The following is a 24,984-nucleotide window of genomic DNA, read 5'->3' on the forward strand; positions in this document are numbered from 1 at the left end:
CGGACGTCAGAAAAACGGAGCTGCGACGCCCGATGCCTTGGTCATCGGGCGCGATCGGGCTAGAATGCCGACCCCCTCCAGCAATGACCGTCCCGCCCATGCGTATTTTGTTGAACGGCGAATCTTTCGAGCTGCCCGACGGCCAGACCGTCGCCAACCTGCTCGAGCGTCTCGACCTCACCGGCAAGCGTGTCGCGGTCGAGCTCAATCTGGACATCGTGCCGCGCAGCCAGCACGCCGCCACCGCCCTGAGCGAAGGCGACCAGGTGGAAGTGGTGCATGCCATCGGCGGCGGCTAGAGTCCGCCGCCACATCTTTCAGGCCCCGCAAAGCTTTCCCAATTCCTGAGGAGTGATCCGATGAGCCAAGCTTCCTCCACCCTGCCGGTCGACAAGCCCTTCACCCTGGCTGGCCGCACCTACAATTCGCGCCTGCTGGTCGGCACCGGCAAGTACAAGGACCTCGAAGAGACCCGCGTGGCCATCGAGGCCTCGGGTGCCGAGATCGTCACCGTCGCCGTGCGTCGCACCAATATCGGCCAGAACCCAGGCGAGCCCAACCTGCTGGATGTGATCCCGCCGGATCGCTACACCATCCTGCCGAACACCGCCGGCTGCTACGACGCCGTCGAGGCCGTGCGCACCTGCCGCCTGGCTCGCGAGCTGCTGGATGGCCACAATCTGGTCAAGCTGGAAGTCCTGGCCGACCAGAAGACCCTCTTCCCCAACGTCGTCGAGACCCTCAAGGCCGCCGAAGTGCTGGTCAAGGACGGCTTCGACGTCATGGTGTACACCAGCGACGACCCGATCATCGCCCGCCAGCTGGCCGAGATCGGCTGCATCGCGGTGATGCCGCTGGCCGGCCTGATCGGCTCGGGCCTGGGCATCTGCAACCCGTACAACCTGCGCATCATCCTCGAGGAAGCCACCGTCCCGGTGCTGGTGGATGCGGGCGTGGGCACCGCCTCCGACGCCACCATCGCCATGGAGCTGGGCTGCGAGGCCGTGCTGATGAACACCGCCATCGCCCACGCGCAGAACCCGGTGATGATGGCCGAGGCCATGAAGCACGCCATCGTCGCTGGCCGCTTGGCCTACCTGGCCGGCCGCATGCCGCGCAAGCTGTATGCGAGCGCGTCGTCGCCGATGACCGGCCTCATCAACTAAGTATTTCCACCCCAGCGCGCGGGCCGGTTTGCCTCTGGTAACCGGCCCGCGTGTGCATTTACCCGCAAGGTTCGAGTCATGAGTGATACTCCCGAAATCCTGCCCGACGGCGATAACCGGCCGATGCGCACCATCAAGAGCTTCGTGATGCGCGCCGGGCGCATGACCGAGGGTCAGCAGCGTGGCCTCGAGCAGGGCTGGCCGAAGTACGGTCTGGAGCTGGCCGACGGCCTGCGGGACTTCGACCAGGTGTTCGGGCGCCAGGCGCTGCGCACCTTCGAGATCGGTTTCGGCATGGGCCACGCCACCCTGGAAATGGCCGCCGCCGCGCCGGACCAGGACTTCATCGGCGTGGAAGTGCACCGTCCGGGCGTGGGCGCATTGCTCAACGGCATGCTCACGCAGAACCTGACCAACATCCGCGTCTACAGCTGCGACGCACTGGAAGTGCTGCGCGATTGCGTGGCCGATGCCAGTCTCGACCGCGTGCTGCTGTTCTTCCCCGATCCGTGGCACAAATCGCGTCACCACAAGCGCCGTATCGTCCAGCCGGCCTGGGCGGAACTGGTGCGGCAGAAGCTGAAGGTGGGTGGCGTGCTGCACATGGCCACCGACTGGGAAAACTATGCCGAGCACATGCTGGAAGTGATGAATGCCGCACCCGGCTACCGCAACCTTTCGGCGGATAATACCTATGTACCGCGCCCGGACGAGCGGCCGGTGACCAAGTTCGAGCGCCGCGGCGAACGCCTCGGGCATGGCGTCTGGGACCTCAAGTTCGAGCGCGTCGACTGAACCACCCGAAGGCCTGCCATGCAGGCCTTTTTCATGGATGAACATCGACTAGACCGGGACCACCCGGCGGCCGGGAAGGCCACCCTCACCTCCTGACAGAAGCGGCGCCCGCCGCGGACGAAAATAAGAGTGGCGGACAGGAGTCCGTCGCAAAGGAGTCTGCTGTGTTGAAGAAACTTGCTGTACTGCTGGTGGCAGGGGTGTGGGCCCTGCCGACGCAGGCGAAAGTCGATGCTGCCGAGGCGGCGCGACTGGGCCGCGACCTGACGCCGATGGGGGCGGAGAAGGCCGGCAACGCCAGCGGCACCATCCCGGCCTGGACGGGTGGCATCACCGCGCCGCCGGCGGGTTACCAGCCCGGCGCCCACCATATCGATCCCTATGCCGGCGATGCCGTGCAGTACAAGGTCGACAGCAAGAATCTGGCGCAGTACCAGGCGCTGCTCACCCCGGGCACCCAGGCGCTGCTGCAGGAGAACCCGGATTACTACCTGCGCGTTTTCCCTAGCCGCCGCAGCGCATCCTTGCCCCAGCGCATTTATGACGCCACCCGCTTCAACGCCGAGAACGCCGAGCTGATCGCCGACGGCAATGGTGTGCAGGGCGCCGCCGCCGGTGTGCCGTTTCCGATCCCGAAGAGTGGCCTGGAAGCGATCTGGAACCACATCATGCGTTACCGTGGCGAGCAGATTCACATGGTCACCAACCAGGCCGCCGTGCTCGCCAACGGCAGCTACAACCTGCTCAAGCTCGACCGCTACGTGTACTTCAACTACGGCCGCGAGGGCATGACCCCCCAGGACTTGAACAACACCCTGTTCTACTACAAGTACAACGTGGTCGCCCCGGCCAAGCTGGCCGGCTCCGCACTGGTGGTGCAGGAGACCCTCGACCAGGTGCTGTCGATTCGCAAGGCCTGGCGCTTCAACCGTGGCGAGCGCCGCGTGCGCCGTCTGCCGAGCCTGGCCTACGACAGCCTGCAGCCGGACACCAATGGCCTGGCTACCGCCGACACCGTGGACGTCTACAACGGTGCGCCGGACCACTACGAGTGGCAGCTGCTGGGCAAGCGCGAGATGCTGGTGCCCTACAACAGCTACGCGGTGCACCAGAAGGGCATTCCCTACGCCGACATCCTGCGCACCAAGACCCTCAACCCCGAGCTGTTGCGCTACGAGCCACACCGGGTCTGGGTGGTCGAGGCGACCCTGCGCAAGGGGATGAGCCATCCGTTTGCCAAGCGCCGCTTCTACCTGGATGAAGACAGCTGGCAGATCCTTGCCACGGATATCTACAACCAGGACGGCAAGCTGATCCGCGCCCAGGAAGTGCACCCGATCAACTACTACGACGTGCCCACGGTGCTCAGCACCCTGGAGGCGCTGTATGACCTGGATGGCGCGCGCTACTTCGTCGACGGCCTGGACAACAACGAGCCGATGTACGACTTCAACGCTCCGCTGGGGCCGCGCGACTTCACCCCGCAGGCGCTGCGCCGCGAGGGTAACTGAGTCCAGCAGAGGCCGCCGCAAGGCGGCCTTTGTCTATCCGAGCGACGTGGGTGGGCAAACCTGTAGGATCGAGGGGGACGCCCAGTCCTTGCTCGCGAACCGCCTCAACGTCGGTACTGCCGGATGGCACATTCGCGAGCAAGCTCGCTCCTACAAAGAGCATTCAGCGCGCGTTACTCGATCAATTCGGCGCCAAGAACCGTGGTCTCCGGCATGCGCATCGGCGCCGGGCTGATCTGCAGGTACTTGATGCTGGTGCGCGGAATGATCAGCAGGTCACCATCCACTTCGATGCTGATGGCTGGCGATTCCATCTGCTTGCGGATGCCGCGGGCCACTTCGGCGGGGTCGTCGCTCTGTTGCGGGAAGCGCAGCGCCAGGCGCTGGCCGTCGGTGAAGTGCAGGTAGAGGTGCTTGATCGGTTTCATGTGTCCTCCGGCGGTGGGGCCAACCGCCGGAAGCACGCAGGTCAGCTGCGGTCGGCGATCATGCCAATCACGAAGAACACTAGCAGCAGGATCGGCGCCAGGGTGTAGTTGTTGAAGTAACCCAGCCCCTTGGCCAGCCACGGGGTGACGAAGACCATCGCCAGGCCGTAGCCCACGGCGCAGATCAGCACGAACAGCAGGGTGCGGAAGACGAAGTTCAGGCTGCCGATGCGTTGCTGTATCCACGCATTGATGGCCGGGCCGAACAGCACCAGCACGGTGGCCATGATCGCCAGGGCGATATCGGACAAATGGCCACGGCACCAGCGGGAGACGTTGGCAATCAGGTCGAGCGCGAAGTCCATTGGGGCTCCTTGGGATCGAGAGTCGCCGGGGAGTGTACACGGCGGGCAACGATGACGTCGCCCGGCCGCTTCTCAAGGCAGGAAACGCTGCAGCAGGTCGTTGAGGAATAGCTGGCCGCGTTCGGTCGGGGCCAGGCGCTGCGGGTCGTCGACCAGCAGGCCGTCCTTGCGTGCCTGCCGGCAGGCTTCGTCGATGGCGGCCAATGGCAGGCCGGTGCGCTCGGTGAAGGTCGCCGCGGAGACGCCGTCGGTCAGGCGCAGCGCGTTCATCATGAACTCGAAGGGCAGGTCGTCCGCTTCCAGGTCACGTTCGCCGGCCTGGAAGGGCTTCTCCGGGTTCAGGTAGTCCTTCGGCAGGCGGGTCTTCCAGGTGCGCAGGATGCGCCCCTCCGGCGTGCTCAGCTTGGCATGGGCGCCGGCGCCGATGCCGAGGAAGTCGCCGAAGGTCCAGTAGTTCAGGTTGTGCCGCGCGCGCTTGCCGTCACGGGCGTAGGCGGAGGTTTCGTACTGCAGGTAGCCCGCCTGCGCGAGCAGGGCCTGGCCGGCTTCCTGGATTTCCCACAGCTGGTCGTCCTCAGGCAACTCCGGCGGCTGGCTCCAGAACACCGTGTTCGGTTCCATTGTCAGCTGGTACCAGGACAGGTGCGTCGGTGCCAGGGCGATGGCCTGCTGCAGATCGCTCAGCGCATCGGCGACGCTCTGCTCCGGCAGGCCGTGCATCAGGTCCAGGTTGAAGTTGTCGAAGCCAGCGCGGCGGGCCATTTCGGCGGCGCGCACGGCTTCCTCGCCGTCATGGATGCGGCCCAATGCCTTGAGCTTTTCGGCCTGGAAGCTCTGCACGCCGATGGACAGGCGGTTGATGCCGAGCTTGCGGTAATCGGCGAACTTGGCCTGCTCGAAGGTGCCGGGGTTGGCTTCCAGGGTGATTTCGATATCGCTCTCGAAACCGACCTGCTTTTCCAGGCCTTCGAGGATGCGCCCCAATGCGCTGGCGGAGAACAGGCTCGGCGTGCCGCCTCCGAAGAAGATCGAGGTCAGCTTGCGGCCGTGCACGTGCGCGCCGTCAGCGGCCAGGTCGGCCAGCAGCGCTTCGACGTAGGCGTCTTCCGGCAGTTCGGGGCCGGCGGCGTGGGAGTTGAAGTCGCAGTAGGGGCATTTGCGCACGCACCAGGGGATGTGCACGTACGCGGACAGCGGCGGCAGGCGGAAGCCGGAAACCACCGGCCCGGCGTCGAGCCCGTGGCTTCCTGCCTGGCTCATAGACCCAGCCGCTGCTTCAGCAGGGCCATCGCGCGGGCGCGGTGGCTGAGCTGGTTCTTCTGCTCTGGCGGCAGTTCGGCGCTGGAGCATTCGGTTTCTGGCACCCAGAACAGCGGGTCATAGCCGAAGCCGTGCTCGCCGCGGGCTTCGCGCAGGATGCTGCCGTGCCAGAGGCCTTCGCAGAGGATGGGCAGCGGGTCGTCGGCGTGGCGGACCAGGGCCAGCACGCTGACGAACTGGGCGCCGCGCTCCTCGTCCGGCACGTCCTTGAGGGCGTCCAGCAGCTTGGCGTTGTTCGCCGCGTCCCCCTTGCCGTCGGCATAGCGGGCGGAATAGATGCCCGGCGCGCCGCCGAGGTAGTCCACCGCCAGGCCCGAGTCGTCGGCCAGTGCCGGCAGGCCGGAGATGCGTGCGGCGTTGCGGGCCTTGAGGATGGCGTTCTCGACGAAGGAAAGACCGGTTTCTTCCGGTTCCACATCACTGAACTCGCCGATCGAGCGCACCTTCACGTGGGCGCCGAGCATGGCCTGGAGTTCCTTGAGTTTGCCGGCGTTGTGACTGGCCAGCACCAGTTGTTCGAGCTTGATCATTCGTCGGGGAAGATTTCCTGCATGAAGTCGAAGCTCTGCGGAGCTCCGCCTCCGGACTGGACCTGGATGGTGAAGGTCAGGGTCTCGCGGCCTTCGATGGGGAACTGCGCCAGGTTGTAGACGGCGCCTTCCTCGACCACGCGCTTGAAGGTCAGGGGGATTTCCTGGCCCATCAGGTTCTTGGCACTGCCGGCGACCGTGGCGTTGGCCGGCTTGCCGTTGGTGTCCAGCGGCACGATGTTGACCACGCCCTGGGTCTTGCTGCGCACCACGCCCACGGCCTGAGCGACCTTGGGCTGGAGGAAGCTGGAGTTAAACACGCTGTAGTGGACCTGGAGGTCACCCAGGCGTTTGACCTGCTCGGCGACGGCGGGCAGGGCCAAGACCAGGCAGGCGATGAAGGTAAGCAGGCGGCGCATGATAGTTCTCCTGGGGGCGATCAGATGGCGATGCGATGGTCCTGCACGCCAGGGCCACTGACCCGGTAGATACCGATCTCACCCAACAGATTAGGCCAGATTCGCGAGGCCCAGCCATGCTGGTGCTCGCGGTCCACCGCCAGATGGTCGAGAACCTTCACCTGCAACTGCCGGCACAGGGCCTCGAAGTCGCGGAAGGTGCAGAAGTGAATGTTCGGCGTGTTGTACCAAGTGTACGGAAGGAAGTCCGACACCGGCATGCGACCGTTGCGCGCGAGGTACCAGCGGCAGCGCCAGTGGCCGAAGTTGGGGAAGGTGATGATGCAGGTCTTGCCCACCCGCAGCATTTCCGTCAGCACCTTGTCCGGGTAGCGCAGGGCTTGCAGGGACTGGGTCATCACGACCACGTCGAAGCTGTTGCTACCGAAGTTGTCCAGGCCCTTGTCCAGGTCCTGTTCGATGACGTTGACGCCACGCTCGATGCATTTGGCGATCTTTTCGGCGTCAATTTCCAGCCCGTAGCCGCTGACCTGCTTGTGGTCACGCAGCCAGGCGAGCAATTCGCCATCGCCGCAGCCCAGGTCGAGTACCCGGCTGCCGGCGGGGATCCAGTCTTGGATGATGTCCAGGTCGGCGCGCATGGCGTTCCTTCTTATACGCTGATGCGGTTCATGTAACCGCTGAAGGCTTGCAGATAGCGGGGAATCGGCATCAGGAAGGCGTCGTGGCCTTGCGGTGCGTCGATTTCCAGGTAGCTGACGTTCTTCTTCGCCGCCAGCAGGGCGTCGACGATTTCCCGCGAGCGCGCCGGGGAGAAGCGCCAGTCGGTGGTGAAGGACATCAGGCAGAAGTCCGCTTTCACTCCGGCCAGGGTTCGCGCCAGGTCGTCGCCATGGGCGGCGGCGGGGTCGAAGTAGTCCAGCGCCTTGGTCATCAGCAGGTAGGTGTTGGCGTCGAAGCGGGTGGAAAATTCCTCGCCCTGGTAGCGCAGGTAGCTTTCCACCTGGAACTCGACGCTGTGCAGGTCGTAGTTGAGCTTCTCCGACTTCATGTCGCGGCCGAACTTGGCGCCCATGGCGTCATCGGAGAGGTAGGTGATGTGCCCGACCATTCGCGCCAGGCTCAGGCCGCGGCGGGGGATCGCGTCATGCTCCTGGAAATGGCCGCCGAAGAACTCGGGGTCCGAGAGGATCGCCTGGCGTGCCACTTCGTTGAAGGCGATGTTCTGCGCCGACAGCTTGGGCGCGCTGGCGATGCACAAGCAGTGACGCACGCGCTCGGGGTAGCTGATGGTCCATTGCAGGGCCTGCATGCCGCCCAGGCTGCCACCGATCACCGCCGCCCACTGGTCGATGCCCAGGCGGTCGGCCAGGCGCGCCTGGCTGTGTACCCAGTCTTCCACGGTGACCACCGGGAAGTCGGCGCCATAGACCTTGCCGGTGGCCGGATTGAGGCTGGTCGGCCCGGTGGAGCCGTTGCAGCCGCCCAGGTTGTTCAGCGCGACGACGAAGAACTTGCGGGTGTCGATGGGCTTGCCGGGGCCGATGCAGCTGTCCCACCAGCCGGGCTTGCGGTCTTCGCTGCTGTGGTAGCCGGCGGCGTGGTGGTGGCCGGACAGCGCGTGGCAGATCAGCACGGCGTTGCTCGCCGTGGCGTTCAGCTCGCCGTAGGTCTCGATCACCAGCTGGTATTCGGGCAGCGTCTTGCCGCAGGCCAGGGGCAGCGGCTCATTGAACTGCAACGTCTGGGGGGAGACCAGACCGACGGAATCTTCGGGGAAGACTGTTGGCATCGACCCAGCTCATGAATAAAAAAGGAGAGCCAGTCTAAAGAGCGCCGCCCCTAGCGGCAAGCGCTGGGGCGGGGTTCAGGCGCGCTGCGAGCCGGGTAGTGTGACGACCTTGGCTTGGCGGTGCAGCGGCGAGGGGCGACGCAGTTGGCGGAGGATGTCGGAGGCCTCGGCGAGCTGCTTTTCCAGCTCGTCGGTATAGCGCCCCAGCAGCAGCGAGCGCTGCCGTGCCTGCTGGGTTTCCTGGGCCAGCGCCTTGAGCCGCAGCATGTGGGTTTCCAGCAACTGCTTGTGCTCCAGGCTGTACTGCATCAGTGGCATCAGCGCATCGGTGGCCCACTGCTCGGCCTCCTCGCGCAGGCGCAGGTGCAGGCCGATGACTTCCTGGGCCACGGTGGCGAAGAAGCGTCGGGTGAGGGTGCGCTGCTCGGTGAGCAGGGTTTTCAGGTGCAGGCGGAAGCGGTCGGCCTTGTCCTGCAGCTTGGCCAGCTCGCGCAGGTAACGCTCGACGCTGAACTGCGGGGCGTCCAGGGCGTTGAGCGGGTTTTCCTGGTTATGCCGCTGGTAGATGGCCGCGACCATGCGGTTGGCCGTCTCCGCCTCATGGTGCAGGCCGACCAGGTCCCCCTGCACGGTGTGGAAGAACTGCAGGATCGCCTGGTTGATGCCCACGGTGGTCCAGCTTCCGCGCAGCTTCTGGTGGACCCGCTTCAGATGCAGTTCCAGGCGCTCGGGGTGCAGCGCCTCGCGCAGTTGCTCGCCCTGGTGGCGCAGCAGGCGCTGGTTGGTCTTCAGGTTGAGCAGGCGCTTGTGGTGCTGGCTGTGGTCTTCCTTGGTCCTGGCGGTCAGCTCGAACAGCAACTGACCGCTGTCGTGCTGCTGGCTGTCGAGCAGCGCATGCTGCTCCTTCACCTTCTCCAGGCGCACGCGCAGGGTGTGCTGGGTGTTGTGCGCCAGGGACAACACCTGGCCGACCACGGCGCTTTCGAGCAGGCGCTCCTTCTGCGTGACGATGCGCTCGCAGAGCAGGTCCTCCAGGCTTTCCAACTGGCTGCGGGCCAGCAGCTCGCGGTCGCCGCGCACCTTGGCCAGCAGTGCCTGCTTGGCCGAGAGCGGCAGCACGTCGTTGCGGGCGATGCCCAGCTGGCGTGCGGTGGCCTCCTGGATCTGGCGAATAGCGCCCTGCACGAAGCTTTCGCCGGCCAGGTCGTCCCACAGCACGTCGATCTTGTTCAGCACCGCGTAGAGCGTGGTGTGGCTGTCCTCGCTCAGCTGGCGGATATGGTTCTCCCAGATCGCCATGTCGGAAGCGGTGACGCCGGTGTCGGCGGCCAGCAGGAACAGGATCGACTGGGCGGCGGGCAGCATCGACAGGGTGAGTTCGGGCTCGCTGCCCAGCGCGTTCAGGCCCGGAGTGTCGAGGATGCGCAGTCCCTGGCGCAGCAGTGGATGGTCGAAGTTGACCAGCGCATGGCGCCAGGCCGGCACCAGCACCATGCCGGGCTTGTCGGTGGTTTCCAGCAGGTCCGGGTGGAAGCCCAGCTGGATGGCCTGTTCCACCGGCAGTGGTTTGGTCTTGGCGACCTGGGCGAAGGCTTCGGCCATGTTCGCCGGGTCCGAGGTGTCCAGCGGAATGTTCACCCAGTGCCGGGGAATGCGCTTGAACTGCGCGACGCTGGCGTCGGCCACGCGGGTCTCGATCGGCAGCAGGCGGATGTAGGGGCGCTCCGAGCGCGGGTCGAAGAACAGCTCGGTGGGGCACATGGTGGTGCGCCCGGCGTGGGACGGCAGCATGCGCCGGCCGTAGCCGGCGAAGAACAGGCTGTTGATCAGCTCGGTCTTGCCGCGCGAATACTCGCCGACGAAGGCCAGGGTGATGTGGTCGACGCGCAACAGGCGCAGGGTGCGTTCGAGGCGGCTCTCGATGTCCGGCGTGTTCAGCCGGCAACGCTCCAGCAGGCTGCGATAACGGGTGATCTCCCGGACCAGCTCCCGCTTCCAGGTAACGTAGGCATCGATCTGCTGACTGAGACGCTCCATGCTCATTCAGGCGGTTCCTTAGGCTGGCGCGTCCTGCGCGGGGATGAATACCCCGGATTATGCGATGGCGCGCAGTAGCGTCAATTGGCCTTCATCACAATACCGCGCGTAAGGTCGGCCAAGGCTACCGAGCGGTAATCCCCAGCTCTTCCGGGAGCTTCGACGGCTTGGGAATGCGCACACGTTTCTGCCGGTTCAGCTCGCCGCTTTCCAGTTTCACCTGGCTCTTGGGCACGCCGAAGGCCTTGCCGAGGAAGGCCAGCAGATGGGCGTTGGCCTTGCCTTCCACGGGCGGCGCGGTGAGGCGGATTTTCAGGCGCTCACCGTGCAACCCGGCGAACTCGTCACGGCTCGCCTTGGGTTGCAGGTGGCAGTCGAGGATCAGGTCCTCGCCGTCCCAGTGGTAGAACGGCATGCCAATTACATGAACGGGCTGAGGATCTGCGGCATCCCGGTCATCGCGGCCAGGTTGCCGATCACCAGCATGTCGATCAGTTTCAGCGCGATGAAGGCGAAGATCGGCGAGATATCCAGGCCGCCGAGGTTTGGCAGCAGCTTGCGGAAGGGTGCCAGGAAGGGCTCGCAGATCTGGTTCACCAGCTGGGCGCCGGGGTTGTAGCTGCCCGGGGCGACCCAGGAGAGGATCACGCTGATGATCAGGGCGAAGAAGAACACCTTGAGGAACAGCGAGGTCACCGCGATCACCGACCACACCAGCAGTTGCAGGATGTAGCCGCCGACGCCGTAGCCCATCAGGGTCAGGGTGACGATCATCAGCACCAGCTGGACCAGGATGGCCAGCACCAGCGAGGCGAAGTCGACGCCGCCGAAGCCGGGGATGATGCGACGCAGCGGGTTCAGCAGCGGCTTGGTGGCGCGCACGATGAACTGGCTGAGCGGGTTGTAGAAGTCGGCGCGCACCAGTTGCAGGATGAAGCGCAGCAGGACGATCAGCAGGTACAGGCTGCCGAGGGTCTGGATGACGTAGATGGCGGCGGTGGAAAGACCGGTCATTGAGGGCTCCTTGTCATTGACCCAGTTGTTCGGCCAGCTCGGCGGAGCGATGGTCGGCGGCGCCTACCGCCTTCTCTACCAGCGCTTCGAAACCGTTGGCCTGGAAAGTCTTGATGGCAGCTTCGGTGGTGCCGTTGGGCGAGGTCACGCGGCGGCGCAGTTCGGCCGGGTCGACATCGCTGGTGGTGGCCATCTGCGCGGCGCCCAGGGCGGTCTGGCGGGCCAGCTGGCCGGCAACCTCGCGGGACAGGCCGAGCTTCTCGCCGGCGGCGGTCATGGCTTCCATGAGAAGGAAGAAATAGGCCGGGCCGCTGCCGGAAACGGCGGTGACCGCGTCGATCTGCTTCTCCGTGTCCAGCCACAGGGCAATGCCGACGGCGCTCAGCAGCTTCTGCGCCTGCTCACGCTGGGCGGCGCTGACGCTGGCGTTGGCGTACAGGCCGCTGGCGCCCAGGCCGACCAGTGCCGGGGTGTTGGGCATGCAGCGGACGATGGCGCGCGGCTGGCCGTTCACCGGGCCCAGCCAGCGTTCGAGGCTGGCGCAGGGGATACCGGCGGCGATGGAGACGATCAGGGCGTTGCCCGAAAGCGCCGGCGCCAGGGCCTGGCAGACGTCCTTCATGACCTGTGGCTTGACCGCCAGGACAACCACGTCGGCGCCACTGACTGCGCTGGCATTGTCGGCGACGACTTCGATGCCATGCTCGGCGGCGATCTTCGCGCGCTGCTCGGCGCCCGGATCACTGGCGCGGATGTGGCTGGCTTCGACGCCCTTGGCGCGCAGGCCGCCGATGAGACTGGCGGCCATGTTGCCGGCGCCGATGAAGGCAATGCGGGTGCTGCTCATTAAGTCTCTTCCTTTATTCAGTGCGAAGCGCCGTAGTCGCGGGCGCCGAACAGGGCGGTACCGATCCGCACCCAGGTGGCGCCTTCGTCGATGGCGGCTTCGAGATCGTGGCTCATGCCCATGGACAGGCTGTCCAGGCCGAGGTTCAGGGCGTGCATCGCCTTGCGCAGGCGGGCGAATGCAGCGTGCTGTGCGGCAACATCTTCAGTCGGTTCGGGAATCGCCATCAGGCCGCGCAGCTTGAGGTTGGGCAACTGTGCCACCGCCTGGGCGAGGGCGGGCAGTTCCTCGGGAGAGCAGCCGGACTTGCTGTCCTCGCCGCTGACGTTCACCTGCAGCAGCACGTTCAGCGGCGGCAGGTGCGCCGGACGCTGTTCGGACAGGCGCTGGGCGATCTTCAGGCGGTCCACCGAGTGCACCCACTGGAAGTGCTCGGCGATCGGCCGGGTCTTGTTGGACTGGATCGGGCCGATGAAATGCCAGGTCAGCGCAAGGTCGGCCAGCTCTGTCTGCTTGGCCAGCGCTTCCTGCAGGTAGTTCTCGCCGAAATCGGCCAATCCGCAGGCGAATGCCTCGCGGATATCGGCGGCGGGTTTGGTCTTGCTGACCGCCAGCAGGCGCACCGTATCCGGGGCACGCCCACAAGCTTGCGCCGCCTCACGGATGCGTGCGCGAACCTTTGCAATATTCTCTGCTATCGTGGACATTACCGTCGCTTTTCCGCCCGGCTGCTGCGAGTTCTGCGGCATTCTACCTGCTTGCTCTTGATTGGGGAGTCCCATGGATATTACCGAGTTGCTCGCCTTCAGCGCCAAGCAGGGCGCTTCGGACCTGCACCTCTCGGCCGGTCTGCCGCCGATGATCCGCGTCGATGGCGATGTTCGTCGGATCAACCTGCCGCCCCTGGAGCACAAGCAGGTCCATGCGCTGATCTACGACATCATGAACGACAAGCAGCGCAAGGATTACGAAGAATTCCTGGAGACCGACTTCTCCTTCGAAGTCCCCGGGGTCGCTCGTTTCCGGGTCAACGCCTTCAACCAGAACCGTGGCGCCGGCGCCGTGTTCCGTACCATTCCCTCCAAGGTACTCACGATGGAGGACCTGGGCATGGGAGAAGTGTTCAAACGTGTTTCCGACGTGCCGCGCGGCCTGGTGCTGGTGACCGGCCCGACCGGTTCGGGCAAGTCCACGTCGCTGGCGGCGATGCTCGACTACCTGAACAACACCAAGTACAGCCACATCCTCACCGTCGAAGACCCGATCGAATTCGTCCACGAGTCGAAGAAGTGCCTGGTCAACCAGCGCGAGGTACACCGCGACACCCTCGGCTTCAACGAGGCGCTGCGCTCGGCCCTGCGTGAGGACCCGGACATCATCCTGGTGGGCGAGATGCGCGACCTGGAGACCATCCGCCTGGCGCTGACCGCTGCGGAAACCGGTCACCTGGTGTTCGGCACCTTGCACACCACCTCCGCGGCCAAGACCATCGACCGTATCGTCGACGTATTCCCCGCCGAGGAGAAGTCCATGGTCCGTTCCATGCTCTCCGAATCCCTGCAGGCGGTGATTTCCCAGACCCTGCTGAAGAAGATCGGCGGTGGCCGTGTCGCGGCTCACGAGATCATGATCGGCACCCCGGCGATCCGTAACCTGATCCGCGAGGACAAGGTCGCGCAGATGTATTCGGCGATCCAGACCGGCGGTGCGATCGGCATGCAGACCCTGGACATGTGCTTGAAGGGCCTGGTCGCCAAGGGTCTGGTGACCCGCGAGGCGGCCAAGGAGAAGGCCAAGATTCCGGAAAACTTCTAACCCCACCGGGCCGCTCCCCGGCCCGGCGCACGGAGCGCGCCACACGCACTCGCTCCGTGATTCGACAGCCTTGTCGCAGTCAGCGTGAACCTTCGCGAGAACGATCATGGAATTCGAGAAGCTGTTGCGCCTCATGGTGGAAAAGGGTGCCTCCGACCTCTTCATCACGGCGGGCGTGCCGCCTTCGATGAAGGTCAACGGCAAGGTGCTGCCGGTGACCAAGACCGCGCTGTCGCCGGAGCAGACCCGCGAGACCGTGCTCTCGGTGATGAACGAGCAGCAGCGCCGCGAGTTCGCCGAGAACCATGAGTGCAACTTCGCCATCAGCGCCCGCGGCGTTGGCCGTTTCCGCGTCAGCGCCTTTTATCAGCGCAACCTGGTGGGCATGGTGCTGCGCCGCATCGAGACCAACATCCCGACCTTCGAGGATCTGAAGCTTCCCGAAGTCCTCAAGAAGCTGGCGATGACCAAGCGCGGCCTGGTGATCTTCGTCGGCGCCACCGGTACCGGTAAGTCCACCTCGCTGGCGGCGATGATTGGCTACCGCAACAAGAACTCCACCGGCCACATTATCTCCATCGAAGACCCGATCGAATTCATCCACCAGCACCAGGGCTGCATCGTCACCCAGCGCGAGGTGGGGCTGGATACCGATTCCTTCGAAGTGGCCCTGAAGAACACCCTGCGCCAGGCGCCGGATGTGATCATGATCGGCGAGGTGCGCTCGCGCGAGACCATGGACCACGCGGTGGCCTTCGCCGAAACCGGCCACCTGTGCCTGGCGACCCTGCACGCCAACAACGCCAACCAGGCGCTGGAGCGGATCATCCACTTCTTCCCGGCCGACCGGCATGACCAGGTGTGGATGGACCTGTCGCTGAACCTCAAGGCCATCGTCGCCCAGCAACTGGTACCGACCCCGGACGGCAAGGGCCGCCGCGCGGTGATCGAGGTGCTGCTGAACACCCCGCTGGCCGCCGACCTGATCCGCAAGGGCGAAGTGCACGAGCTCAAGCCGCTGATGAAGCGCTCCACCGAGCAGGGCATGCAGACCTTCGACCAGGCGCTGTACCAGCTCTACAGCCAGGGCGAGATCACCTACGAAGACGCGCTGGCCTACGCCGACTCGGCCAACGACCTGCGCCTGATGATCAAGCTGGGCTCGGAAACCGACGCCGACCATCTCTCCACCATGACCCAGGGGCTGACCCTGGAAATGAGCGACGACGACCCCAGCCGCCGTTTCCGCTGAGCCTGCTTTCCGAGCAGATGGCACCCGAGAAGCCCGCCTAGCGCGGGCTTTTCGTTTATCCTGAGCGTACCGCAACGACACGGGAGAAAGGCATGTCCGCCAACCCTGATACCCACAGCAAGGTCATCGGCTACCTGCTGTGGATCTTCGGCTTCACCGGTTCGCACCGCTTCTACTATGGTCGGCCGATCACCGGCACCCTCTGGTTCTTCACCCTCGGCCTGTTCTTCATCGGCTGGATCATCGACCTGTTCCTCATCCCCTCCATGGATGACGCGGCAGACCGGCGCTATCGGTCTGGCGGCGTAGACTACAACGTCGCCTGGATCCTGCTGACCTTCCTCGGCGTGTTCGGCGTGCACCGCATGTACATGGGCAAGTGGCTCACCGGCATCCTCTACCTGTTCACCGGCGGGCTGTTCTTCATCGGCGTGCTCTACGACTTCTGGACGCTGAACAGCCAGATTTCCGAGCGCAACGGGCCGCAGCGGATCTGACGCCTGCGCGGACCCCCTCCCTTGTAGGAGCGAGCTTGCTCGCGAACCGCTTCAAGGCCAGCGCTGCCGGGCAGCACGTTCGCGAGCAAGCTCGCTCCTACGAAAAACAACTCCGCCGTCTTTCGTCGCACCGCCTGGCGCGAGCACCGCCGCCCGCCTAAGGTCAGGAGGACAGTAGCAGGCGCCGCCGGGCGATCCCCATGGCGCCCAGAAGGAGTGGCTGCCATGAGCAACGAATCCCGCCCCGCCGTACTCGACCTGATCGGCAATACCCCCATGGTCCGCGTCAAGCGCTTCGATACCGGACCCTGTACCCTGTTCCTCAAGCTCGAATCGCAGAACCCTGGCGGCTCCATCAAGGACCGCATCGGTGTCGCCATGATCGAAACCGCCGAGCGCGAGGGCCGGCTCAAGCCCGGTGGCGTGATCGTCGAAGCCACCGCTGGCAACACCGGCCTGGGCCTGGCATTGGTGGGCCGGGCCAAGGGCTACCGGGTGGTGCTGGTGGTGCCGGACAAGATGTCCACCGAGAAGGTCCTGCACCTGCGCGCCATGGGCGCCGAGGTGCACATCACCCGCTCCGACGTCGGCAAGGGCCATCCCGAGTACTACCAGGACGTTGCCGCGCGGCTGGCGAAGGAACTGCCCGATGCCTTCTTCGCCGACCAGTTCAACAACCCCGCCAACCCGCTGGCCCACGAAACCGGCACCGGCCCGGAGATCTGGGCGCAGACCGGCCATGATCTGGACGCGGTGGTGGTCGGCGTCGGCTCCGCCGGCACCCTGACCGGGCTGACCCGCTTCTTCCAGAAGGTCCAGCCGAAGCTGGAAATGGTCCTGGCCGACCCGGTGGGTTCGATCATGGCCGAGTACTCGCGCTCCGGTCAGTTGGGCACACCCGGTTCCTGGGCGGTGGAGGGTATCGGCGAGGACTTCGTGCCGTCGATTGCCGACCTCTCCAGCGTCCGACACGCCTACTCCATCAGCGACGAGGAGAGCTTCCGCACCGCGCGGGAGCTGCTGCGCAATGAAGGCATCGCCGCCGGTTCGTCCACCGGCACCCTGCTGGCCGCCGCGCTGCGCTTCTGCCGCGAACAGACCGAGCCCAAGCGGGTGGTCAGCCTGGTCTGCGACACCGGCACCCGCTACCTCTCGAAGATCTACAACGACCAATGGATGACCGACCAGGGGCTGCTGCAGCGCAAGCGTTACGGCGACCTGCGCGACATCGTCGCGCGGCGTTTCGAAGAGGGCCGGGTGGTCAGCGTCGGCCCCGGCGACACCCTGCTTACCGCCTTCCAGCGCATGCGCCTGGCGGACATCTCCCAGCTCCCGGTACTCGACGGCCAGCGCCTGGTCGGGGTTATCGACGAGTCCGATATCCTGCTGGGCGTGCATGACGACCCCGAACATTTTCGCAGCGACGTCGCCAGCGCCATGAGCACGGCCCCGGAAACCCTTGCGCCGGGCGCCAGTCTCAAGGAGCTCGAAGCCGTGCTGGCGCGCGGACTGGTCGCCATCATCGCCGACGCCTCGGGCTTCCATGGCCTGATCACACGATTCGATTTGCTCAACCATTTGCGGAGGACCCTCGCATGAGCCAGCACGACGACCGCCTCGGTTTCGCCACCCGCGTGATCCACGCCGGGCAGGCGCCGGACCCGTCCACCGGGGCGATCATGCCGCCGATCTACGCCAACTCCACCTACCGCCAGGACAGCCCCGGCGTGCACAAGGGCCTGGACTACGGCCGTTCGCACAACCCCACGCGCTGGGCGCTGGAGCGCTGCGTGGCGGACCTGGAAGGCGGCAGCAAGGCATTCGCCTTCGCCTCGGGGCTGGCGGCCATCTCGGCGGTACTGGAGCTGCTCGACGCCGGCTCGCACGTGGTTTCCGGCAACGACCTCTACGGCGGCACCTTCCGCCTGTTCGAGCGGGTGCGCCGGCGCAGCGCCGGGCATGATTTCCACTTCGCCGACCTGGCCCAGCCCAGCGCGCTGGAAGCGGCGCTCACCGACAAGACCCGCATGGTCTGGGTGGAAACCCCGAGCAACCCGCTGCTGCGCCTGACCGATCTGGCCGCCATTGCCCGCACCTGCCGCGAGCGCGGCATCCTCTGCGTGGCCGACAACACCTTCGCCAGTCCTTACGTGCAGCGCCCGCTGGACCTGGGCTTCGACATCGTCGTGCACTCCACCACCAAGTACCTCAACGGCCACTCCGACGTGATCGGCGGCATCGCCATCGTCGGCGACAACCCCGACCTCGCCGAGCGCCTGGGTTTCCTGCAGAACTCGGTGGGCGCCATCGCCGGCCCGTTCGACGCCTTCCTCACCCTGCGCGGGGTGAAGACCCTGGCTCTGCGCATGGAACGGCACTGCGCCAACGCGCTGGAACTGGCGAAGTGGCTGGAGCAGCAGCCGCAGGTGAAGCGGGTCTACTATCCGGGCCTGCCGTCGCATCCGCAGCACGAGCTGGCGCGCAAGCAGATGAAAGGCTTCGGCGGGATGATCTCACTGGACCTGAATACCGACCTGGCGGGTTCGAAGCGTTTCCTGGAGAACGTCCAGCTGTTCGCCCTGGCGGAAAGCCTGGGCGGGGTGGAAAGCCTGATCGAGCACCCGGCGATCATGACTCACGCCAGCATCCCGGCGGAGAACCGCGCGGAGTTGGGGATTGGTGACTCGCTGATCCGACTGTCGGTGGGCGTGGAGGACGTGGAGGACCTGCGCGCCGACCTGGCCAAGGCGCTGGCGATGATCTGAAACCCCGCATCGGACCGCTTTTCGTAGGAGCGAGCTTGCTCGCGAACATCCCGAGCGCCAAGGTTGGGCGGTTCGCGAGCAAGCTCGCCCCTACAAGGGGCGAAGCCGCGCACGCCTGCTCCTTCGTAGGATGGCGTGGAGCGAAGCGATACCCAACATTCGTGGCACCGACAGCATGGGTATCGCTCCGCTCCACCCATCCTACGTCGAGGCTCCTGCTTGACGATCGCCGCCCATGAAAAAGCCCGCCGATTGGCGGGCTTTTTCATGGGCGGGTAGGGCGTTACACCGCGTGGACGATATGCCCGTCCACCAGGGTGCAGCGCACCACGCCCGGCAGGCAGTGGCCGAGGAATGGGCAGTTCTGGCCACGGGAGTGCCAGGTCTCTCCCGCCAGGGTCTGGCCGTCGGCCTCGAACAGCACCACGTCCGCCGCCGAGCCCACCGCCAGTTTGCCGGCCGGCAGGCGCAGGGCCGCCGCAGGGCCGCTGGACAGGCGTGCCAGCAGGGTCGGCAGGTCGAGCAGGCCGTCCTGCACCAGGGTCATGGCCAGCGGCAGCAGCAGTTCGACGCTGCTGATGCCCGGGTCGGTCGCTGCGAACGGGGCGTTCTTCGCGTCCGGCTCGTGGGGCTGGTGGTGGCTGGCGATGGCCTGGATCACGCCGCTCTTCACCGCTTCGCGCAGCGCATCACGGTCCTTGCGCGAGCGCAGCGGCGGCTGTACGTGGTACAGGCTGGAGAAGTCCGCCAGCGCTTCGTCGGTGAGGATCAGTTGGTACAGCGCCACGTCGGCGGTCACCGGCAGGCCACGTGCCTGGGCCTGGGCGATCATCTCGACACCACGGGCGCTGGTCAGTTGGCTGAAGTGCGCGCGCACGCCGGACTGTTCCACCAGCAGCAGGTTGCGGGCCAGGGCCACGGTCTCGGCGGTTTCCGGAATGCCGGCCAGGCCGCGGAAGCTGGCGGTCGGGCCTTCGTGGGCGAGGCCGCCTTCGGCCAGGTCATGGTCCTGGGAGGTGAAGATCACGGTGAGGTCGAAGGTCGCCGCGTACTCCAGCGAGCGCAGCAGCACGCGGTTGCTCGCCATCGGCGCCAGGCCGTTGGTGAAGGCCACGCAGCCGGCGTCGCGCAGGGCGACCAGTTCGGACAGCTGCTCGCCGCCCAGGCCCTTGGTCAGGGCGCCGATGGGGAAGACCTTGGCGTTGCCGGCCTCGCGGGCGCGGTCGAGGATCAGCTCGGCCACTGCCGAAGTATCCAGCACCGGCTTGGTGTGCGGCGGGAAGCACAGGCTGGTCACGCCACCGGCGGCGGCGGCGCGGGTTTCGCTTTCGATGTTGCCCTTGCGGCTGTAGCCCGGCTCGCGCAGGGCCACGCTCAGGTCCACCAGGCCGGGCGCGGCAATCAGGCCGGCGGCGTCGATTTCCTGGGCGGCGTGGAAGCCTTCGGGGGCTTCGCCGATGGCGATGATCTTGCCGGCTTCGATGTGCAGGTCGCAGACCTTGTCCAGGCCGCTGGCGGGGTCGATCAGGTGGGCGCCACGGATGCTGACGGTCATTGCGCGTCCTCCTGTTCCAGCTGTCGTTGGGCGTTCTGGCCGCTCATGGCCATGGACAGCACGGCCATGCGGATGGCGATGCCGTAGGTGACCTGGTTGAGGATCACCGACTGTTCGCCGTCGGCCACGGCGGAGTCGATCTCCACGCCGCGGTTGATCGGGCCGGGGTGCATGACGATGGCGTCGGGCTTGGCCAGCTTCAGGCGCTTGCCGGTCAGGCCGTAGAGCTTGAAGAACTCGCCTTCGCTGGGCAGCAGGCCGCCAGCCATGCGCTCGCGCTGCAGGCGCAGCATGATCACCACGTCGACGTCCTTCAGGCCTTCATTGGCGTCGGTGTACACCTTCACGCCGTACTGCTCTTCCAGGCCGACCGGCAGCAGGGTGCGCGGGGCGACGACGCGGATGTCCGGGCAACCCAGGGTTTTCAGCGCGATCATGTCGGAGCGCGCCACACGCGAGTGCAGGATGTCGCCGACGATGGCCACCGAGAGGTTCTCGAAACTGCCCTTGTGGCGACGGATGGTGAGCATGTCGAGCATGCCCTGGGTCGGGTGGCCGTGGCGGCCGTCGCCGCCGTTGATCACGGCGACGTTGGGGCTGACGTGCTCGGCGATGAAGTGCGCCGCGCCCGAGTCGCTGTGGCGCACGACGAACATGTCGGCGGCCATGGCTTCGAGGTTGCGCAGGGTGTCGGTGAGCGTCTCGCCCTTGCTGGTCGAGGAGGTCGACACGTTCAGCGAGATGACGTCGGCGGACAGGCGCTGGGCAGCCAGTTCGAAGGTAGTGCGGGTGCGCGTGGAGTTCTCGAAGAACACGTTGCACACCGTCTTGCCGCGCAGCAGCGGGACTTTCTTCACCGCGCGGGCACCGACTTCGAGGAAGGAGTCGGCGGTATCGAGGATTTCAGTCAGCAGTTCGCGGGACAACCCGTCGAGCGAGAGGAAGTGGCGCAGCTGGCCCAGGTCGTTGAGCTGCAGCGGGCGCTTGGCGTCGGTCGGCATGTGGCAGGCCCTGAAAGTAGGTGGTGGATGTCCGGGCGCGCGAAGTTACAGCGCGGGGCTGAGAAGCGTGCGCTCGAGGACAAGTGGTGCGGGACCGCGCAATTTTACCCGCTCATTGGGGGCGAGCGACAGGGTTTCGCCGACGACATCCGGCCGAATCGGCAGTTCGCGCTTGTTCAGGTCCACCAGGCAGACCAGGGTCACGCTGGCCGGGCGGCCGTAGTCGAACAGCTCGTTGAGCGCGGCGCGGATGGTGCGGCCGCTCATCAGCACGTCGTCCACCAGTACCAGGTGCTGGCCGTCGATCTCGAAGGGCAGCTCCGACGGACGGACCTGTGGGTGCAGGCCGCTGCGGGTGAAGTCGTCGCGGTAGAAGGAAACGTCGAGGATGCCGAGGATCTCGTCGCTGCCCAGTTCCTTGAGCAGTTCCTGGGCGACCCAGATGCCGCCGGTGTGGATGCCGACGAAGCGCGGCGAGTCGATGTTGCGCTGCGCCAGGTAGTTGCGCAGGTCGGTGGCCATGCGGGGGAGGAGTTCGGCGGGGCTGGGCAGGGTCATGACGTCTCCGGTTCGGTTGGCGAGGCCACCCGGCGCGGGCGGCCATCGGGGCGGACCGTTCCGGGAAGGACTGGTCCGGCAAGCTTAGCGGCTTTCGCTCCCCCGGCGCTGTCACAGGTCAAGGGGGCTTTTTTGCAGATCAGGTCGCAGGTCAGGCGGGGGCGTTTTCGGCCAGCCAGCCCTCCAGCAGCAGGGCGGCGGCCAGGGCGTCCACCGGGCGCTCGCGGTAGCCGTCGCGCTGGCCCTGGGCCAGGCGCTCGCCCTTGGCGGCGTAGGTGGTCAGGCGTTCGTCGTGGGTGTGCACCGGCAGGTTGTAGCGGCCGTGCAGGCGCCGGGCGAACTTTTCGGCGCGTTCGCTCATGTCGCTGGGGGTGCCGTCCATGTTCAGCGGCAGGCCGACGACGATGGCGTCGGGCTGCCACTCCTTGATCAGGGCTTCCACGCGGTTCCAGTCCGGCACGCCGTTCTGCGCCTTGAGTACGCAGAGCTCGCGGGCCTGGCCGGTGATGGCCTGGCCGACGGCGACGCCGATCTGCTTGGTGCCGTAGTCGAAGCCCAGGAGCAGGCGCAGGGGTTTGCTCGACATCAGGCGTGCCCGGCCTGGGCGGTGAGCAGGTTGAGGTTGATCCCCAGGCGCTCGGCGGCGGCGGACAGGCGTTGCTCGGCCGGCACCTCGAAGAGCACCGCGGGGTCTGCGGGGCAGGTCAGCCAGGCGTTGTCGGTCAGTTCGGCTTCCAACTGCCCGGCATCCCAGCCCGCGTAGCCGAGGGTGATCAGGTGCTGTGCCGGGCCGCTGCCGTCGGCGATGGCGAACAGCACGTCCTGGGAAGTGGATAGCGACAGCTCGCCCAGCTCCAGGGTGGCCTGGTAGCTGCGTCCGGCGGGGTGCAGGACGAAGCCGCGGTCGGTCTGCACCGGGCCGCCGTTGTAGATGACCATGCCCTGGCAGCGTGCCGGCGGCAGTTCGTCCGGACGCAGCTGTTCGAGCACGTCGGAGAGGCTCAGACCGCTTGGGCGGTTGATGATCAGGCCCATGGCACCCTGCTCGTTGTGGTCAACGATGTAGGTGACGGTCTGGGCAAAGTTGGGATCCGCCATGTGCGGCATGGCGATCAGGAAGTGGTGCTTGAGAGAGCTTGCGGCTGTGCTTTTCATGCCAGCTAGTTTCAGGCCTGCGGACCAAAGGGACAAGCCTTGAAAACGCCACCGCGTGCCTTCAGGCACGACAGGCTCAGCGGCTGGACAGGCGGTCGCCGCGTTCGAAGCGCCAGGTGCGGATGATTTCCAGGCGGTCGATGTCCGACAGGTCGCCGGAGAAGGGCGCGAAGGGCGCGGCCAGTCGCACGATGCGCTGGGCGGCCTGGTCGAGCATGGGCTGGCCGGAGGACTCCAGCACCTGCACTTCATAGAGGGAGCCGTCGCGGTTGATCGATACCAGCAGGCGCAGGCTGCCGTAGATGCGCTGGCGGCGGGCCTCGTCGGGGTAGTTCAGGTTGCCGATGCGCTCGATCTTCTTGCGCCATTCTTCCTTGTACCAGGCGCCCTTGTCGCGCATGGTCGAGGCGGCGCTCAGGCGGTGGATGCGTGGGCGTTTGGCGTACGCCTGCTGTTCGCGGGCGAGGTCGGCTTCGAGGCTGGAAATCTGCGCGGAGAGCTGGCTGGAATCGAACTGCGGCGCGGGCTTGGCGACGGTTTCCGCCTTGGGCGTCTGCGCCTTGGCCTGGACCTTGTCCGGGCGCGGGCTGCGGGTGGCGACGGCGGTCTTGGGCGCTTCCGGGCTCTTGGCCTGCTTCGGCGTAGCCGGCGGCGCGACCTTCTTCACCTCGGTGTCCTGGAACGGCGCCTGCTCGGTGGTCTTGGGGATCGCCTTGTGTTCCAGCGTACCGCTGCCCTGCTGGTTCATCTGGGCGAGGTAGTCGGCCTTCTCGGGCGCCTTCTCGCTCTTGAAGCTGGCCAGGGTGATTTCCAGGGTTTTGCTCAGCTGGCTGGGCATGGGCATGGTGAAGCCCACGCCCAGCAGCACGGCCACGTGCACGATGGCCGCAACGAACAGGGTGAAACCCAGCCGGTCCGCCGGGCGTACGCCGGAGGACACGGGGAAGTCGGAATGGGTTGCAGCGTTCATTGCGGGTCACTAGGCCAAAGTGGGCGAAAGTCTGCCCACGAGGCTTATAAAAGTCTATGACGCACTACGCGCCTTGAGCTTTTCGTCGATGACTGCCATCAGCCTCTCACCGATACGGGTGTCGTAGGCCGCGTCGATCTCGCGGATGCAGGTCGGGCTGGTGACGTTGATCTCGGTGAGGTTTTCACCGATCACGTCCAGGCCGACGAACAGCAGGCCGCGCTTGCGCAGCTCCGGGCCGACTTGCGCTGCGATCCAGCGGTCGCGCTCGGACAGCGGCTGGGCCACGCCACGGCCGCCGGCGGCCAGGTTGCCACGGGTCTCGCCCTGCGCCGGGATGCGCGCCAGGCAGTATTCCACCGGCTCGCCATCGATCATCAGGATGCGCTTGTCGCCGTCCTTGATCGCCGGGATGTAGCGCTGCGCCATCACCTGCTGCTGGCCGTGGCGGGTCAGGGTCTCGAGGATCACCGAGAGGTTCGGGTCGCCTTCGCGGTGGCGGAAGATCATCGAGCCGCCCATGCCATCCAGGGGTTTGAGAATGATGTCACGATGCTCGGCGGCGAACTCGCGCAGAATATCGGACCGGCGGCTCACCACGGTGGGCGGCGAGCACTGCGGGAAGAGGGTGGCGAAGTACTTCTCGTTGCAGTCGCGCAGGCTCTGCGGGCGGTTCACCACCAGGGTGCCGGCGGTCTCGGCCTGTTCCAGCAGGTAGGTGGAGTAGACGAATTCGTTATCGAAGGGCGGGTCCTTGCGCATCAGGATCACATCCAGCTCCGACAACGGCTGGTCGATTTCCGCGTCCAGCTCGAACCAGTGGGCCGGATCGTAGAAGACCTTCAGGGGGCGCATGCGGCCACGGGCCACGTTCTCCTTCTGGTAAAGATCCTGCTGTTCCATATAGAACAGCTCCCAGCCACGGGCCTGGGCAGCCAGCAGCATGGCCAGCGAGCTGTCCTTCTTGAAATTGATCTGCGCGATGGGGTCCATCACGATCCCGAGGCGTACGCTCATGGGATGTCCTCCTGGGACTGAAGAGGGCGGTGAAGAGCACCGTCGAAAAGGCTGAAAAAGGATGCTCAGGGTGGCGCTGGATGTGCGCTCGGTCAAGGAAAAAGCCTGCGCGTTCCGGGTCTTATGGCCTGAATTTGCTGGGCGTGGTAAAGATTCTGACGATTGTGGTAAAAGG

The 24,984-nt window shown here is 66.0% G+C and carries 28 protein-coding genes; 9 read left to right on the forward strand and 19 right to left on the reverse strand.

The genetic code is table 11. From position 1 onward, the window contains the following. The first annotated feature begins 98 nt into the window (after positions 1-98). The 4 genes from thiS to O6P39_RS01825 all read left to right on the forward strand — a co-directional run bounded on the left by thiS (position 99) and on the right by O6P39_RS01825 (position 3,472). Positions 99-299, forward strand: coding sequence for a sulfur carrier protein ThiS (thiS, locus tag O6P39_RS01810; protein ID WP_275609782.1), 201 nt, complete (start codon positions 99-101; stop codon positions 297-299). A 60-nt stretch (positions 300-359) separates the two neighbouring features. Beyond that, complete coding sequence (locus tag O6P39_RS01815) at positions 360-1,166, forward strand: thiazole synthase (protein ID WP_152219462.1); 807 nt, start codon at positions 360-362, stop codon at positions 1,164-1,166. A gap of 123 nt (positions 1,167-1,289) precedes the next feature. Next, a complete protein-coding gene (trmB, locus tag O6P39_RS01820) occupies positions 1,290-1,961 on the forward strand; it encodes a tRNA (guanosine(46)-N7)-methyltransferase TrmB (RefSeq protein ID WP_275611867.1) in 672 nt (223 codons plus the stop codon). Positions 1,962-2,125: 164 nt separating this feature from the next. After that, positions 2,126-3,472, forward strand: a complete 1,347-nt coding sequence (locus O6P39_RS01825) for a DUF1329 domain-containing protein (RefSeq protein ID WP_275609783.1) — start codon at positions 2,126-2,128, stop codon at positions 3,470-3,472. 173 nt (positions 3,473-3,645) lie between these two features. Here the strand turns inward: O6P39_RS01825 and O6P39_RS01830 are convergent, their stop codons facing one another. The 12 genes from O6P39_RS01830 to O6P39_RS01885 form a co-directional block, all read right to left on the reverse strand. Continuing rightward, complete coding sequence (locus O6P39_RS01830; RefSeq protein WP_275609784.1) at positions 3,646-3,900, reverse strand: hypothetical protein; 255 nt, start codon at positions 3,898-3,900, stop codon at positions 3,646-3,648. Between the two features lie 41 nt (positions 3,901-3,941). Further along, on the reverse strand, positions 3,942-4,265 hold the full coding sequence (locus O6P39_RS01835; protein ID WP_207887084.1) for a DUF3392 domain-containing protein: 324 nt from the start codon (positions 4,263-4,265) through the stop codon (positions 3,942-3,944). Positions 4,266-4,337: 72 nt separating this feature from the next. After that, complete coding sequence (gene hemW, locus O6P39_RS01840; protein ID WP_275609785.1) at positions 4,338-5,525, reverse strand: radical SAM family heme chaperone HemW; 1,188 nt, start codon at positions 5,523-5,525, stop codon at positions 4,338-4,340. Beyond that, positions 5,522-6,115, reverse strand: coding sequence for an RdgB/HAM1 family non-canonical purine NTP pyrophosphatase (gene rdgB, locus O6P39_RS01845; RefSeq protein ID WP_275609786.1), 594 nt, complete (start codon positions 6,113-6,115; stop codon positions 5,522-5,524). Before rdgB ends, hemW begins: the two co-directional genes overlap by 4 nt. Continuing rightward, complete coding sequence (locus O6P39_RS01850; RefSeq protein WP_275609787.1) at positions 6,112-6,534, reverse strand: DUF4426 domain-containing protein; 423 nt, start codon at positions 6,532-6,534, stop codon at positions 6,112-6,114. The genes rdgB and O6P39_RS01850 overlap by 4 nt, the downstream gene beginning before the upstream one ends. A 20-nt stretch (positions 6,535-6,554) precedes the next feature. After that, entirely contained in the window at positions 6,555-7,175 is a 621-nt protein-coding gene (gene metW / locus O6P39_RS01855; protein WP_275609788.1) for a methionine biosynthesis protein MetW, read from the reverse strand. Between the two features lie 11 nt (positions 7,176-7,186). After that, the gene (locus O6P39_RS01860) at positions 7,187-8,326 is read right to left on the reverse strand and encodes a homoserine O-acetyltransferase (RefSeq protein WP_275609789.1); all 1,140 of its coding nucleotides are present in this window, start codon (positions 8,324-8,326) and stop codon (positions 7,187-7,189) included. A 75-nt stretch (positions 8,327-8,401) separates the two neighbouring features. Next, positions 8,402-10,369, reverse strand: a complete 1,968-nt coding sequence (locus O6P39_RS01865; protein ID WP_275609790.1) for a dynamin-like GTPase family protein — start codon at positions 10,367-10,369, stop codon at positions 8,402-8,404. A 118-nt stretch (positions 10,370-10,487) separates the two neighbouring features. Further along, positions 10,488-10,778 (reverse strand): DUF167 domain-containing protein, encoded by a 291-nt coding sequence (locus O6P39_RS01870; protein ID WP_275609791.1) that lies wholly within the window; start codon positions 10,776-10,778, stop codon positions 10,488-10,490. 5 nt (positions 10,779-10,783) lie between these two features. After that, on the reverse strand, positions 10,784-11,377 hold the full coding sequence (locus tag O6P39_RS01875) for a YggT family protein (protein WP_275609792.1): 594 nt from the start codon (positions 11,375-11,377) through the stop codon (positions 10,784-10,786). 13 nt (positions 11,378-11,390) lie between these two features. Beyond that, positions 11,391-12,224: a pyrroline-5-carboxylate reductase gene (proC, locus tag O6P39_RS01880; RefSeq protein ID WP_275609793.1), complete on the reverse strand. Its 834-nt coding sequence runs from the start codon at positions 12,222-12,224 to the stop codon at positions 11,391-11,393. A 17-nt stretch (positions 12,225-12,241) separates the two neighbouring features. Then, on the reverse strand, positions 12,242-12,931 hold the full coding sequence (locus O6P39_RS01885; protein ID WP_275609794.1) for a YggS family pyridoxal phosphate-dependent enzyme: 690 nt from the start codon (positions 12,929-12,931) through the stop codon (positions 12,242-12,244). A gap of 73 nt (positions 12,932-13,004) precedes the next feature. Here O6P39_RS01885 and pilT point away from each other — a divergent pair, with 73 nt between their 5' ends. From pilT to O6P39_RS01910, 5 genes are all read left to right on the forward strand, one after another. Continuing rightward, the gene (gene pilT, locus O6P39_RS01890; protein WP_151189058.1) at positions 13,005-14,039 is read left to right on the forward strand and encodes a type IV pilus twitching motility protein PilT; all 1,035 of its coding nucleotides are present in this window, start codon (positions 13,005-13,007) and stop codon (positions 14,037-14,039) included. A 106-nt stretch (positions 14,040-14,145) separates the two neighbouring features. Beyond that, complete coding sequence (locus O6P39_RS01895; RefSeq protein ID WP_275609795.1) at positions 14,146-15,291, forward strand: PilT/PilU family type 4a pilus ATPase; 1,146 nt, start codon at positions 14,146-14,148, stop codon at positions 15,289-15,291. Between the two features lie 92 nt (positions 15,292-15,383). Continuing rightward, positions 15,384-15,788: a TM2 domain-containing protein gene (locus O6P39_RS01900; RefSeq protein WP_275609796.1), complete on the forward strand. Its 405-nt coding sequence runs from the start codon at positions 15,384-15,386 to the stop codon at positions 15,786-15,788. Positions 15,789-16,013: 225 nt separating this feature from the next. Continuing rightward, the gene (locus O6P39_RS01905) at positions 16,014-17,387 is read left to right on the forward strand and encodes a cystathionine beta-synthase (RefSeq protein WP_275609797.1); all 1,374 of its coding nucleotides are present in this window, start codon (positions 16,014-16,016) and stop codon (positions 17,385-17,387) included. Continuing rightward, positions 17,384-18,553: a cystathionine gamma-synthase gene (locus tag O6P39_RS01910; protein ID WP_275609798.1), complete on the forward strand. Its 1,170-nt coding sequence runs from the start codon at positions 17,384-17,386 to the stop codon at positions 18,551-18,553. Before O6P39_RS01905 ends, O6P39_RS01910 begins: the two co-directional genes overlap by 4 nt. Positions 18,554-18,836: 283 nt before the next feature. Here the strand turns inward: O6P39_RS01910 and O6P39_RS01915 are convergent, their stop codons facing one another. The 7 genes from O6P39_RS01915 to gshB form a co-directional block, all read right to left on the reverse strand. Further along, positions 18,837-20,108: a dihydroorotase gene (locus tag O6P39_RS01915; RefSeq protein WP_275609799.1), complete on the reverse strand. Its 1,272-nt coding sequence runs from the start codon at positions 20,106-20,108 to the stop codon at positions 18,837-18,839. Next, entirely contained in the window at positions 20,105-21,109 is a 1,005-nt protein-coding gene (locus tag O6P39_RS01920; protein ID WP_275609800.1) for an aspartate carbamoyltransferase catalytic subunit, read from the reverse strand. Before O6P39_RS01920 ends, O6P39_RS01915 begins: the two co-directional genes overlap by 4 nt. 45 nt (positions 21,110-21,154) lie before the next feature. Further along, on the reverse strand, positions 21,155-21,667 hold the full coding sequence (pyrR, locus tag O6P39_RS01925) for a bifunctional pyr operon transcriptional regulator/uracil phosphoribosyltransferase PyrR (RefSeq protein ID WP_275609801.1): 513 nt from the start codon (positions 21,665-21,667) through the stop codon (positions 21,155-21,157). A 151-nt stretch (positions 21,668-21,818) separates the two neighbouring features. Next, positions 21,819-22,256, reverse strand: a complete 438-nt coding sequence (gene ruvX, locus O6P39_RS01930) for a Holliday junction resolvase RuvX (protein ID WP_088416421.1) — start codon at positions 22,254-22,256, stop codon at positions 21,819-21,821. Then, positions 22,253-22,822, reverse strand: a complete 570-nt coding sequence (locus tag O6P39_RS01935; protein ID WP_275609802.1) for a YqgE/AlgH family protein — start codon at positions 22,820-22,822, stop codon at positions 22,253-22,255. The genes ruvX and O6P39_RS01935 overlap by 4 nt, the downstream gene beginning before the upstream one ends. 76 nt (positions 22,823-22,898) lie before the next feature. Beyond that, a complete protein-coding gene (locus O6P39_RS01940; RefSeq protein WP_275609803.1) occupies positions 22,899-23,792 on the reverse strand; it encodes an energy transducer TonB in 894 nt (297 codons plus the stop codon). A gap of 54 nt (positions 23,793-23,846) precedes the next feature. Then, positions 23,847-24,809: a glutathione synthase gene (gshB, locus tag O6P39_RS01945; RefSeq protein ID WP_275609804.1), complete on the reverse strand. Its 963-nt coding sequence runs from the start codon at positions 24,807-24,809 to the stop codon at positions 23,847-23,849. Positions 24,810-24,984: the final 175 nt, after the last annotated feature.

Origin of the sequence: Pseudomonas sp. PSE14 (assembly GCF_029203285.1) — a bacterium.
Taxonomy (GTDB): Bacteria; Pseudomonadota; Gammaproteobacteria; order Pseudomonadales; family Pseudomonadaceae; genus Pseudomonas.